Below are 13,139 nucleotides of genomic sequence, written 5' to 3' on the forward strand. Positions count from 1 at the left end.
TCAGGCCTTCCACTCCGGCAGCGGCAGGCGCAGGAATCCAGGGATCGCCTCCGCCTCCAGCGGCCGCGACAAGTGGTAACCCTGCACCGCATCGCATCCCGCGCCTGCCAGCATGCTGTAAGCCTCCCGGGTTTCCACGCCTTCGGCCAGGATGCGGTAGCCCAGCGAATGGCCCATCAATATCAGCGACTTCACCAGCAGCCATGCCCGGGTATCGCCATCGATCGGCTTGACCAGCGACTGGTCCAGCTTCAGCAACTCCACCGGCAGGCGGCGCAGGCACGCCAGGTTGCAATACCCCATGCCGAAATCGTCCAGCGAGATCTGCGCGCCCATGGCCCGGATTTCCTCCAGGGCTTCCTGGGTGCGTGCGCTGGTCATCACCGCGTTCTCGGTGCATTCCACGTGCAGGTAGCGCGGATCGACGCCGGCCGCCGCGCAGATACTCCGCACGTCATCCACGAAGGCGGCCTCTTCCAGGTTGCGAGAGGAGACGTTGACCGCCATCGTGAGTTCGATGCCCTCCCCGCGCCAGCGCGCCAGTTGCCCCAGCGCGGTCCGCAGCACCCAGCGGGTGAATGCGTGGATGAGCGCGCCGCTTTCCACCAGCGGTATGAATTCTCCCGGCGAGACGTCGCCCAGCTCGGGATGGCGCCAGCGCGCGAGCGACTCCACGCCCGTGAACGCGCCTGCGCGCAGGTTGAGCTTGGGCTGGTACACCAGCCTGAATTCACCACGCTCCAGCGCTGGCGAAATCTCCCGCATCAGGCGGTAGGCGCGGCGGTGGGAAGCATCCAGAGCGGCGTCGTGCCACGCGAACGCCGCCCCGCCGCCCACGCCTGAATGCAGGGCCGTGCTGGCCATTCTCAGCGCGTCGCCCGGCCCCACGTGCCCGGGGTCGAACTCCACCAGTCCCGCCGTGGGCGCCAGTTCGATCACGCGCCCGTCGAAGGCCGTCGGGCCGCCCAGGCCGGCCACCGCCGCCGCGGCGAACGCCTCGCGCTGCGGGTGGGTGTCTCCGGCGGGCTCCAGGGCGAAACGCATCTCGCCCACGTGGTAGACGGTGGTGCCCGGCCCTGCGAGCCGCTTGAGCTTGGCTGCGAACGCGATGGAGAGCGATTCGAGCGGCTCGACGCCCACCGCACGGGATTCGGCAAGCATGCGTTCATGCTCCATGATCTCGACCAGCATCAGCGCCGACGACGTACCCGCGGGCCGCGAGCGCAGGTCTGCGAACAGCTGCGCGCGGTTGGGCAGCCGCGTCACGGCATTGACCCTGCCCGCGCGCTGGTGCAACTCGATCTGCGCCATGGTCATCCTGGCCAGCGTGGCCAGCTGGTCGCGCTGTTGCGCACTGAAAGTCCGGGGGCGGTGGTCGAGCACGCACAGGGTGCCGAGCACGTGGCCGGAGTCCAGCAGCAGGGGCGCGCCGGCATAGAAACGGATGTGCGGCTCGTCCGTCACGAGAAGATTGGCCTCGAAACGCGGGTCGAGGGCGGTGTCCTCCACCACCATGACATCGGCTGTTTCCACGACATGGGTGCAGAAGGACCACGCCCGGCCGGTCTGCGCCAGCGGAAAGCCCAGGCGCGACTTGAACCATTGGCGATCGGCGTCCACGAAAGTCACCAACGACACGGGCATGTCGAAGATCTGGCTGGCAAGCCGGGTGATCTGGTCGAACTCTTCGCTCGCCGGGGTGTCCAGCAGCATCGAGCAGTCGAGAAGATGGAGCCGCTCCCTCTCACGGGCTTCGGCAGACGATTCGTGGTCTGGCATCTGGAGTACTTCTGGCGAGTGATGTCCCGGGTTTAACGGAGGCGCCGCGGGTTGTCAAAAAGTGGGGGAGCGCCGGTCTTTTCCCGAAGCCGGACAAAAAGCTTCCACACAGGATAATCGCCCCCATCGCATCGGATTCATCCGGCGGTCGCCCCGGTTTCGGCGCGACCGCCCAGCGCCATGGACAAAGGTACCAATTTGCAGAACGACAAGGAGCCATCGCCGATGGCCGAGGGGAACCCCGCCGACTTCTCCGCCCATACACCCATGATGCAGCAGTACCTCGCCCTCAAGGCGGGCTACCCCGACACGCTGGTCTTCTACCGCATGGGCGATTTCTACGAACTGTTCTGGGCCGACGCGGAAAAAGCCGCGCGCCTGCTGGACATCACGCTCACGCAGCGCGGGCAGTCCGCCGGGCAGCCGGTGGTGATGGCCGGCGTGCCCTTCCACGCGCTGGAGAACTACCTGGGCCGACTGATCCGCATGGGCGAGTCGGTGGCGATCTGCGAGCAGGTCGGCGAGGTGGGCGCGGCCAAGGGGCCGGTGGAGCGCAAGGTGGTGCGCGTGGTCACGCCCGGCACGCTCACCGACAGCGAACTGCTGCCGGACAAGGCCGAATCCATGCTGCTGGCCGTGCACCAGGCGCCCCGCGCGCGCTGCGGACTGGCATGGCTCAGCGTCACGCAGGGCGTGGTGCACCTGGCCGAATGCACTCACGACGAAGTCGGCACCTGGATCGCGCGCATCGGCCCGAGCGAGGTGCTCTACAGCGCCGGGGTGACCGAGCGCTTCGAGCAGCAGTTGCAGGCGCTGCGCCAGGGCGGCGTGCTCGCCTGCCCCTTGAGCCTGCGGCCCGACTGGCAATTCGACGGCGCCCTGGGAGCGCGCAAGCTGCTGGAGCAGCTCGGCGCCGCCAGCCTCAACGCCTGGGATGCGCAGGACCTCGCCCATGCCCATGCCGCCAGTGCCGCCCTGCTCTCCTATGCCGAGCACACCCAGGGTCGCGCACTCACGCACATCCACGCGGTGCGCGTGCAGAAGAACGACGAACTGATCGCCCTGCCCCCCGCCACGCGCCGCAACCTGGAACTCACGCGCACGCTGCGCGGCGAGGATGCACCCACCCTGTTCTCGCTGCTGGACACCTGCATGACCGGCATGGGCAGCCGCCTGCTCAAGACCTGGCTCCTGGAGCCGCGCCGCGATCGCACCGAGGCGCGTGCACGGCTCGCTGCCACGGCGGAACTGCGCGGCGACCACGGCGGCGCGGGCAGCTGGCAGGCCCTGCGCGCCGCGCTGCGCGGCGTGAGCGACGTGGAGCGCATCACCGCCCGCATCGCGCTGCGGCAGGTGCGCCCGCGCGAACTCGTCGCGCTCTGCAAGACCCTGCACAAGGCCGAACAGATCGCCGCGGAGCACCGCTGGCAGGATCCCCTGCTGGCCGGCATCTCCGGGGACCTGCACGCGCCACCGGCCTGCGGTGCGCTCCTGGCCGGCGCCATCCTGGAGGAGCCCTCGGCCCTGGTGCGCGACGGCGGCGTGATCGCCGACGGCTTCGACGCCGAACTCGACGAACTGCGCGGCATTCAGAACCACTGCGATGATTTCCTGCTCGCGCTGGAAACGCGCGAGAAGGCCCGCACCCTGATCCCCAACCTGCGCGTACAGTTCAACAAGGTGCACGGCTTCTACATCGAGGTCACGAGCAGCTACCTCGATCGCATTCCCGACGACTACCGCCGCCGCCAGACGCTGAAGAACGCCGAGCGCTTCATCACGCCCGAACTCAAGGCCTTCGAGGACAAGGCCCTGTCGGCCCAGGAGCGCGCGCTGGCGCGCGAGAAGTGGCTGTACGAGCAGGTGCTGGACCAGTTGCAGCAGCACGTGCCGGCGCTCACCCGCGCCGCGCAGGCCATCGCCACGCTGGACGCGCTGTGCGCGCTGGCCGAGCGCTCGCTCACACTGGGCTGGTGCGCGCCGCAGTTCGCGGCCGAGCCCTGCATCGAGATCGAGGGCGGCCGCCACCCGGTGGTGGAGGCGCGCCTCGCGGAAACCTCCGCCGGCGCGTTCATACCGAACCACACGCGCCTGAATGCCAACACGCGCATGCAGATCATCACCGGCCCGAACATGGGTGGTAAATCGACCTACATGCGGCAGGTGGCACTCATCGTGCTGCTCGCGAGCATGGGCAGCCACGTGCCCGCCGCGCACTGCCGGCTGGGTCCGATCGACGCGATCCACACCCGCATCGGCGCGGCGGACGACCTCGCCAACGCCCAGTCCACCTTCATGATGGAGATGACCGAGGCCGCGCAGATCCTGCACGCCGCCACGCCGCATTCGCTGGTGCTGATGGACGAGATCGGCCGCGGCACCAGCACCTTCGACGGACTGGCCCTCGCCAGCGGCATCGCCACGCACCTGCACGACCGCACGCGCGCCTTCACGCTGTTCGCCACGCACTATTTCGAGCTGACGGAACTGGCCGCGCGCCATGCGCACGCGGTGAACGTGCACGTGGGCGCCACCGAATCCGGCTCGGACATCGTGTTCCTGCACGAGATCCAGCCCGGCCCGGCGAGCCGCAGCTACGGCATCCACGTGGCGCGGCTGGCCGGCGTGCCCGCGCCGGTGCTCAACCACGCCCGCCATGCGCTCTCGGCGCTGGAAGAGCGTGCCAACGAAGGCGAGACGCAGGTGGACCTGTTCGCCCCGCCGCCAGCATCCGAGGCGCCGGGCATCAGCCCCGTGGAAGCAGCCCTGCAGGACATCCACCCCGACACCCTGAGTCCGCGCGAGGCGCTGGACGCGCTCTACCAGCTCAAGCGGCTGGCGCAGCCGGGCTGACCCGCGCCCGGCACGGGGCCGCGGCCGGCCCGGCGGCACCACCGGCCCGCACCGTATCCCCTGTCAGCCCAGGATATGGTGGCCCGCATCCACGTACAGCGTATTGCCGGTAATGGCCCGCGCGCCGTCGCTGGCCAGGAAGGCGCACAGCGCGCCGATCTCCTCCAGCTCCACCAGGCGGCGCAGCGGTGCCCGCCGCACGGCATCCGCCATGAGCGTGTCGAAGTCGGGAATGCCGGAGGCCGCCCGCGTGGCCAGCGGCCCGGGGGAGACCGCGTTGACGCGGATCCCCTTCGGCCCCAGCTCGGCGGCCAGGTAGCGCGTTCCGGACTCCAGCGCCGCCTTGACCGGCCCCATCACGCCATAGCCGGGAATCACTTCGGCCGCGCCGACATAGCTCATCGTCATCAGGCTGCCGCCCTGCGGCATCAGCGGCTCGGCCAGCCGGGCCATGCGCAGGAAGGAATGGCAGGAAATATCCATCGCCCGCGCGAAACCCTCGCGCGAGCTGTCGGTCACGCGGCCGGAAAGATCGCTGCGCGGCGCGAAGGCGATGGAATGCATCACGAAATCCAGGCGCCCCCACTCGCGGCCGACGGTGTCGAATACCGCCTCCATCTGGCCGGGCTGCTCCACGTCCAGCGGCAGCGTGATCGGAGCATCCACCTGCCGCGCCAGCGGCTCCACATAGGCCCGGGCCTTGTCGTTGAGCCACGTGACCGCCAACTCCGCCCCGGCGTCACGGAAAGCGCGGGCACAGCCCCAGGCGATGCTCTGGTCATTGGCGATGCCGACGACCAATCCGCGCTTGCCGTGCAGGTCCAGTAAAGGCATGGGAACTCCCGGGTGGGCAGGTTGAGGAAAGGAAAGAAAGAGAGGAAAAGGAAGGAAGGCCAGTGCGGCCACCAGGGCTGGCGGAATGCTTCCCGGCCTCGCTGTATGCCGCGCTGTCGCGCCCAGTGGGTGCAGCCGCACGGGATGAATACCCACCATGGCCCTCTGCGACGACTGGGGCACTGTACGCAAAAGGCCTGCGAGCCCATTGACCCAGGTCAACGGCGTGGACGCGCCTCGTTATCGGCCGTGGCCATGCTTGGAAATTTCGTCATCGCACGGCCTCCCCTCTCGAAAACACCTCCCATTGCAATTGAACCGGCTTCAGGTCATGTTCAACCTCGACTTCCGGCTCCAGATTTTCACGGACAAAGGGCGTGGCTTCCTTGAGGAACCGGGCCACCGCTTCCCTTTCTTGTTGGGTTAGCGAAAGAAACGCCGGATTGGATCCTGGATTTTTCAGGTAAACGAGCAGGTCCCACATGAAGTACCCCCGGTCAGCCGTTTCCGTGCTCAGCGCGATTCTGCCCAGTGCCGGAAGCCAGTACCTCCAGCCCGCCACGTTCATGCAACCGACGGGATTCCAGCCCACACTGCCGAGATCCTCTCTGATCAGCGACTGGTGGTGCCTGGACTGCAATAGCGCGTCGTGCTCGCGGAACTCTTCATCGACACCCAGGAAATCATTGAATGCCTGCGGACGCAGGTTTCCAGAAAATCCGGCCATCAGCGCCAAAAGTGCAGCATGTGTTGATGCATCTGCCATCACACGATCAGCATGAAGTTTAAAACACCTCGCAAAAATCACATCTCGAACATATTCAAATGCAATCCCCAAAAAATGAGCAGCCAATGATGAAATACATCAAATAGAACATTGGGACAAACAATGCAGATGCGATGATTATTGGTGCAACCCCAAAACCGCGCATTGCAAACAAACAACATGGCAGGGCGATCACAAAGACCAGACAATCCCTGCCACTTATGTCAACAATCCAAACAGTATGTGAGTAAGCAAGGTAAGACAGGCATATCGATGCAGCATGTATTCCACAAAAACGGAGCAGCAGGCCGAAGACCTCGATGGTCCCTTTGCCGAAAATTGACTTCATCAATAGAAACTCTTTTGCCTTTTTAAACAGCACTGATTGCCTGAGGATTTTACATTTACCTTCCAGAAAAATTATGAGGAAGCTTTTCTCCACCCTCTTTGCCTAGGCATTTGCCGGCATAAATGAGAATTACCGACTCTACGAGCTCAAATATTAGCCATAGGGGAAAAAATCCGAGAAGAATGAATATAAACACTAGTCGAAAAGGAAGATAAATCAGCAGAGCAATTCCCTGAAAAAATTTTGAACGTCCTTCACCATGCTTCAGCAGGAAAATTGCATACACAAGCAAAGCCAGCCCAGGGGTCAATAGCGCATGGACCAAGAGCAGACCATAGGCCGCAAGGTGCGGCATGTATGAATAGGCTTTGAGCCATTTTGCAGCCAGCTCTTGAAATGACGATGCGAATGCTGCCATCGCATAGCCAAAAATCAGAGTTATCAACAGCAGAAGTGGAATATTAAAAAATTTCCTCATGCTACTGATATTTCCATACGTTTTTTTGACAGAAATTCAATCACAACGCAAGGGCAGTGGCCCAAATATCCAGCCATCAAGCCATTATCAAAAAATCAACTCACCCACTTTTCCAGCGCACTTCTACTCCATGTCAAAACCCTGGAATCACCAAAGTAAAAACAATCAATACCTCGATTAATCTCAAACTCGTGCGCGAATCTTCCAGGAAATTTTTCGCCAGCCACTGCCAAGACAATCTTCACATATACTTTGTCGCCCTATACTCTGGACTCATAGGTCTTTGCACCTAGCGAACCATGAAGGACCAAACCGCTCAACTTCAGCTCGTCTGACTCACCCTCTCTCAGACGGACGTTTAAATCCGCAACAGTCAAGCACGACTGCAGAGCGGGGCACGCAAAGCAGCAATGCACAAACAGCCTTTCTAGGCATTACCATTTTTCAAAAAACCATCAATCAGCATATACAAAAAAACAGCAAATAAACCTCCCAACCCTCCAAAAATACTATAATAAAAAGTTATAACATCCAAACTAGGATATCTTTTTAAAATCATGAAGAGCAATAAATTTACAACAAACAAACCTAGAAAAAATGCATAAACAAAAGCAAAATAAACACCAAATCTTTCGCCTACTTTTAGTGCAGATGCAAGCAACATCAAATTCAAAATTAGAGATACAAAAAAAGTCACTCCCCATATAAACCAATATACACCTCGATAGCCTCTATCGGAAAAAAAAACAAAAATGCTCGCCAATAAAAAAGAGGAGAGAAGGCTACTAATAATATAACTCTTTACTTGCATGATTCCGCATATTTAAAAACATCTTTATCCACCTTACCCCAGAGCCAGTCCGCAAGCGCATTATTCATCTTGCCCATCGGCCCCACGCCCTCGCCATATGTGTGCACAGTGACTTCATTGGCACTTTCCGAAACCCAGCGTCGTACAATGCCAGGATATAGCAAGTGGCTTTTCTCCGTGATATTGGTGACCATTGATCTATCAGGTGACACCACGTGAGTTACAGGTCCCACAGGAAAAGCAAAACCACTTTGCTTATTTGCAATAGGCTCTCCACTAGCGCCTGGAGCAGGGTATCTCATAAGCCCCTCAGCAACATTACCAAACGTGCAGCCAGGGGTGGTTTTTTGACATGAATTACTGACGTTGTAGCTATGAAAATTTGGGTTCTTTTCATCAAACAACAGCACGCCATTTTCGTCCTGGCCCAATAGTCCTGGGTAGCTCGGACGATTGTTGTCCAGGTACCCTCTTTGAGCCATCGAGCCCGGTTCCAAGCCACGTGGATCAACCCAGTTCAACGGATCATTTCCAACGTAGGCGTAAGAGTGACTCCCGCCCATCAGTCCGATTGGATCCTGCGTCACATACTGACCCAGGATCGGGTCGTAATAACGGAACCGGTTGTAGTGCAGCCCTGTCTCTGCATCAAGCTGCTGGCCCTGGAAGCGGATGGGCTGATTGATGTCGTGCGGGTCATATTCTTCGCGCACAGCGCCCCAGGCATGGTAGGTCGCAGCCCAGGTCACCAAGCCCGCTTGCGAGCCATTGGCGTCCACCAAGGCGATGGGCGTGCCCAGGTGGTCACACAGGAAATGGCGGATGCGCGTGGGATGGGCCTGGGTGGCAGCCTGCTGTTGCTGGCGCACGGATTGCAGGCCTGCAGCCAACAATGCGCTGGCCTCTTTGGGCAGACTTGCCTGCAGTCGCGCCTGTAGAGCGTTGCCGTTAGGTCCGATAGCGTCGTGTAGGGCTCCCTCCAGCAGTTCGCGTTGCGCACGGGGCAAGCCAGCGAACATGGCTGCGGCAGGTGATAGCCCGCTTTCCTGGCTATTTAGCCGCATGCGAGCTTGGTCTTCCTCCATGGAAAGCATGGCCTGCAGGGCCGTAGGAATGGCCTGCTCGCGCTCCAGGCGCAGCAGCGGCGCGAAGGAGCCGGGCTCGTAGAGCACATGCTGCAGCCCCTGCGGGCCTTCGTTGTGCACGAGGCGGTCGCCGTCCCAGCCAGCGTAGGTGGTGATCGCTGACTCTGATGGGGCTGCGTCGTGGCTATTGCCATGGCCGAAGACGGTCTTGGCCAGCCGACGCCCGAAGGGGTCGTAGCGGTAGCAGGCCACGCGCTGCCATTCAGCCGCCCCGGCTTCACGCTGCCAGACCTCGCGCAATTGGTGCAGGGCGTCGTAGCGCAGCCGCTGCGCCCGGCCGTCGGCGTGCAGCGCCTGTACCCGGTTGCCGAAGGCGTCGTAGCGGTAGCGGATCAGGGTGCCCTGGCCGTCGCTGCCATCGATGCCGGCTCCATCGGCATCCGGCTCGGGCGTGCTCCATCCGATGCGGTTGCCCGGCCAGCGCGTGACCGGGCCAGCACCTTCGCCGGGCCCGTCGCCCGCGCGCAGCAGGTCGAAGTCCGCATCGTGCAGGTTCTCCCGCACCTGCCGCGCCCAGTCCTGCCGCTCGGCGCTGGAGGGGCCGGCTGCACGAGCCTCCAGGGGCGCAGGCAGGCGGTTGCCAGCCGCGTCCAGCGTCCAGTGCGCCTGCATTTCCGTCGAGCCCGGGCCCGCGCGGTGCAGCCCGCTCAGGCGCTGCCAGGCGTCGTAGCCGTAGCGCGTGGCCTCGCCCGGGGTCTGCACGCCCACCAGTTGGCCCAGCGGGTCGTACCAATAGCGGCGCTGGGCGAGTGTGGAGAGCGGCCCCAGGGCTGGAGCGATGCGACCCGCGGCGGACGAGGGGCCCGTATCGGAGTCATTGGCGTCACCGGTCGTTGGCATGGCCGCCGCATGGCGCAGGCCACGCCAGTCCTGGTGCAGCATCCTGCCCATCGGGTCGAGTTGGCGTGCATGCACGATGGCGTGCAGGTCGGTGTTGTCCTGGCCTTCCAGCAGGTGCAGCGTGCGCCCCACTTCGCGGTGCAGCGCATCGCGCTCCCAGTCCACCAGCGGCTGGCCGTCCAGCAGCAGCCCGTGCACATGGCCCGAGCCGTAGGCCAGCCACTGCAGCGTGCCCAGGCCCTGTGCCTGCGTGGCCGTGCGCTGGCCCAGGGGGCCCAGGGTGTGGGTGATCGCGTGCTCGAACTCCACGGGGGGCTCGCCACCGGCATGGGGCGCTTGCGGCTGCATGGCCTGCCGGTACAGCGTCTGCGTCTCTCCGCACACGCGCCCGAAGGCATCGCGCGCCAGGGCCACGCGGGCCTCGGGTTGCAGCCGTTGCACCTGCAGCACGGCGGCCAGCGGGGCTTGGGCGGGATCGCCCGGGCGGTCCAGCAGGGACAGCAAGGCCTGCGTGTCCAGCGCCAGCCAGCGTTCGGCCAGGGGCATGGGACGGTCTGTGGCAGCGCCAGGGAGAGCGGAGCCGGCAGGCAAGGCCGTCGGCAGAGCCATGGGCTCGATCCCGTGGGGCAGTTCTGCTTCCCAGGTCCGCGTCTGCTGCAACGCCCCGGCCGAAGTGTGCTCGAAGCGCTGGATTTGCAGCACGGCATGCGGTTCAGCCGTGGGGTTGTCGGGCGCATCACCTGCGGCACCGTCCCCAACGCCGGCTCCACCAGCACGGGCCAATGCGCTCGGTGCCGGCAGCCGCACGGCCACGCGCGCCACCAGCCGGCCGCCCAGGTCGTAGTGCAGCCGCGTGCGCACCACCGCCCCGAGTTCCGGCCGCGCTGCCGCTCCCGGGTGGTGGCCTTCGCCATGCCCGTCGCCCGTGTGCGTGAGCTGGCCTGCCGCGTCGTAGCCGTACACCTGGCTGCGCCCGTCGAAGCCCACTTCCTGTACCAGCCTGTCGGCCACGTCGTGCACGAAGCGCGTCACGTCGCCGTTCTCGTTGACGAGTTCCTGCAGCCGCCCGGCCACGTCGTAGCGCAGCTGCACGCCCCGGCCCGCCTGCACCTGCTCCACCACCCGGCCCCAGAGGTCGTGGCGGTAGGCGACCGTCGTGCTGGTGCCTGCGGGCTCGCCCGTGCCCTCCAGCACGTCGTGCGTGCCGTAGGTGGTCGCCTCCAGCATGCCGGCGGCCGACCAGCGGTGGCGCACCGCCGTGTTGCCCGGCTGCTGCACGCCCACCAGCCGCAGTGCGCCGTGCTGCAGCACATGGTGCAGCTGGGTGCGCTGGCCCAGCGCATCCATCGCCTCCAGCACTTCGCCCCAGGCGCCGTGGCGCCAGGACTGGCTGCGTCCGGAGCAGTCGGTGTGCCGCGCGAGCTGGCCGCAGGCGTTGTAGGCGTACTGGCTGCGCCCGCCCTGGGCGTCAATCATCGCCACGGGCTGGTCGCACCAGGCGAGCGTGTGCGGTGGGAAGACTATGGTGCCGGTACCGTCATCTTGCGGTTGCTCGTATTCGAACCGGGTAGTGAGGGACTGGGTGTTCGTGGTTCCATCCTCGCTCCCGGCTGGTGCCTTCGCCACCTCCACCAGCCGGCCCCAGTCGTCGTAGCGGAATTCCGTGCGCAGCCCTGCGGCGTCCTGGCTGGCCAGCAGCAGACCGTCCTGCGCGCTCCCCGCCGCGCCCCAGTGCTGCTGCGTGCTGCGCCCGTCGGGGCCCTGCACGCCCAGCAGCCGGCCCGCGCCGTCGTAGCGCCACCACGTGGTGCGGCCCAGCGCATCGGTGGCCGAGAGACGCCGGCCGGCGCTGTCATGGCGGTAGCTCTGCTCGGCCCCGTCCGGGGCCACGAGACGCACAAGGCGCTTGAGGCCGCCTTCGCCCTCGAAGTGGTAAGCCGTGGTGCGGCCCAGGCTGTCGCGCACCACCGTGCTGCTGCGCGCCGGGCCCGCCGGACCGTCACCGACGCTGGCAGGTGCTTCGCTGTACTCGAAGAAGTACGACAGCCCCTCCTCGTTGTGCTGCTCGGCGACCCGGGCCCCAGGGCGCGCCGCCAGCCCCTGGCGACGGCCCTGCGCGGTCTGGTCCTCGTACGCGTAGCGGTGCTGCGGCCCCTGGCGCACCTGATGCTCCGTCATGCGGTGCAATGCGTCGTAGCCGAAGCGGCGCAGCACCGTGCCATCCGCGCCCAGCACCTCGGCCAGGTTGCCTGCGCTGTCGTAGCGGTAGCCCACGAGCGGTTGGGGGCGCGGGGCCGCGCCGGGTACCACTGCAGGGTCGAGCGGATTGAACGTGCAGTCCACGCCCACCAGCCGCACGCCATCGTCGTGTTGCAGCAGGGGATGGGCACTGGTCTGTGCTGTCCCGGCATCCCGCACGATGCGCTCGTAGCGCAGCGCATAGCGGCGCCCGCTGCCATCGGTGATGCCTACCACGCGGCCCTGCTGCTCGCCTTCTTCGCCCCACTGGTAGCGCTGGCTGCGGCCGAAGCGGTCGATCACCGCATGCAGGACATGGCCCGAAGCTGTTCCGTCGCCCGACATGCCCGTCGGCAGGAACACCCAGGCCGGCGCGCCAGCGCCGCCTGCGCCCGGCACGGAGATGACGCAGCCCGGGTCCGCACGCAGCACGGCCGGGACATGCGACCAGCGCGGTTGCTGCGTCCAGGGCAATAGTTCGGCCGGCGTGGAGGATGGGACCGTGGAGGTGGATGCCTCCGGGATGGATGCTGTGGTGGCTGGAGTGTCGGCAGCGATGCCCCCACCCCGCAACAGCCACAGGTCCTCGCTGCTGCTGTACAGCGCCTGCCCCGGCTGCAGCGCCTCGTCGAACGTGATCGCCCGCCCGGATGCATCGAAGAGCACCGCGCGATCCGACTCCAGCCGCAACCGCAACTCCAGCGGCAGCTTCCACCCATACCCCAGCAGCCCGCATGCCGCACCATGCTCCGCATTCACGTAGCTGCTGTACACCCGCTGCCATGCCAGCGGCAGCGGCCCCGGCAGCGCGAAATCCAGTTCATCCGCCCCCGTCAGCACCTTCGCGCCCAGCGCCGGGTTCACCGGGTTGCCCACCGCCATGCCACCGGGGCACACCGAGCACGCCACGCCTCCCGCCGAGCCGATCAGCACCGTCGCCGAGCCCTGGACGATCGGGCCGCCGTCTTTTGTCATGTCGCCCTGCCGGGCCGCGGGTTTGCCGCTCATGTTCCTGGTTCCCTTTGCCTGTTTATCGTTATGTCCCT

Annotated in this window: 8 protein-coding genes; 1 reads left to right on the forward strand and 7 read right to left on the reverse strand. The window is 64.8% G+C overall.

Annotated elements, in window-relative coordinates; translation table 11 throughout:
• Positions 1-1,779: a putative bifunctional diguanylate cyclase/phosphodiesterase gene (locus tag ACGHC0_RS16295; RefSeq protein ID WP_368351968.1), complete on the reverse strand. Its 1,779-nt coding sequence runs from the start codon at positions 1,777-1,779 to the stop codon at positions 1-3.
• Positions 1,780-2,004: 225 nt separating this feature from the next.
• Here ACGHC0_RS16295 and mutS point away from each other — a divergent pair, with 225 nt between their 5' ends.
• Positions 2,005-4,632 (forward strand): DNA mismatch repair protein MutS, encoded by a 2,628-nt coding sequence (mutS, locus tag ACGHC0_RS16300; protein WP_415268429.1) that lies wholly within the window; start codon positions 2,005-2,007, stop codon positions 4,630-4,632.
• A 63-nt stretch (positions 4,633-4,695) separates the two neighbouring features.
• Here mutS and fabI read toward each other — a convergent pair whose 3' ends face one another.
• From fabI to ACGHC0_RS16330, 6 genes are all read right to left on the reverse strand, one after another.
• Positions 4,696-5,466 (reverse strand): enoyl-ACP reductase FabI, encoded by a 771-nt coding sequence (gene fabI / locus ACGHC0_RS16305; protein WP_415266160.1) that lies wholly within the window; start codon positions 5,464-5,466, stop codon positions 4,696-4,698.
• Between the two features lie 271 nt (positions 5,467-5,737).
• Positions 5,738-6,232, reverse strand: a complete 495-nt coding sequence (locus ACGHC0_RS16310) for a DUF6714 family protein (RefSeq protein WP_415266161.1) — start codon at positions 6,230-6,232, stop codon at positions 5,738-5,740.
• A 55-nt stretch (positions 6,233-6,287) separates the two neighbouring features.
• Entirely contained in the window at positions 6,288-6,674 is a 387-nt protein-coding gene (locus tag ACGHC0_RS16315; RefSeq protein WP_415266162.1) for a hypothetical protein, read from the reverse strand.
• Positions 6,637-7,059: a hypothetical protein gene (locus ACGHC0_RS16320; RefSeq protein ID WP_415266163.1), complete on the reverse strand. Its 423-nt coding sequence runs from the start codon at positions 7,057-7,059 to the stop codon at positions 6,637-6,639. Before ACGHC0_RS16320 ends, ACGHC0_RS16315 begins: the two co-directional genes overlap by 38 nt.
• 427 nt (positions 7,060-7,486) lie before the next feature.
• Positions 7,487-7,870, reverse strand: coding sequence for a hypothetical protein (locus ACGHC0_RS16325; RefSeq protein WP_415266164.1), 384 nt, complete (start codon positions 7,868-7,870; stop codon positions 7,487-7,489).
• Entirely contained in the window at positions 7,861-13,101 is a 5,241-nt protein-coding gene (locus ACGHC0_RS16330; protein WP_415266165.1) for an RHS repeat-associated core domain-containing protein, read from the reverse strand. The genes ACGHC0_RS16325 and ACGHC0_RS16330 overlap by 10 nt, the downstream gene beginning before the upstream one ends.
• Between the last annotated feature and the right edge of the window lie 38 nt (positions 13,102-13,139).

Origin of the sequence: Acidovorax sacchari, from assembly GCF_042847045.1 — a bacterium.
Taxonomy (GTDB): domain Bacteria; phylum Pseudomonadota; class Gammaproteobacteria; order Burkholderiales; family Burkholderiaceae_C; genus Paracidovorax; species Paracidovorax sacchari.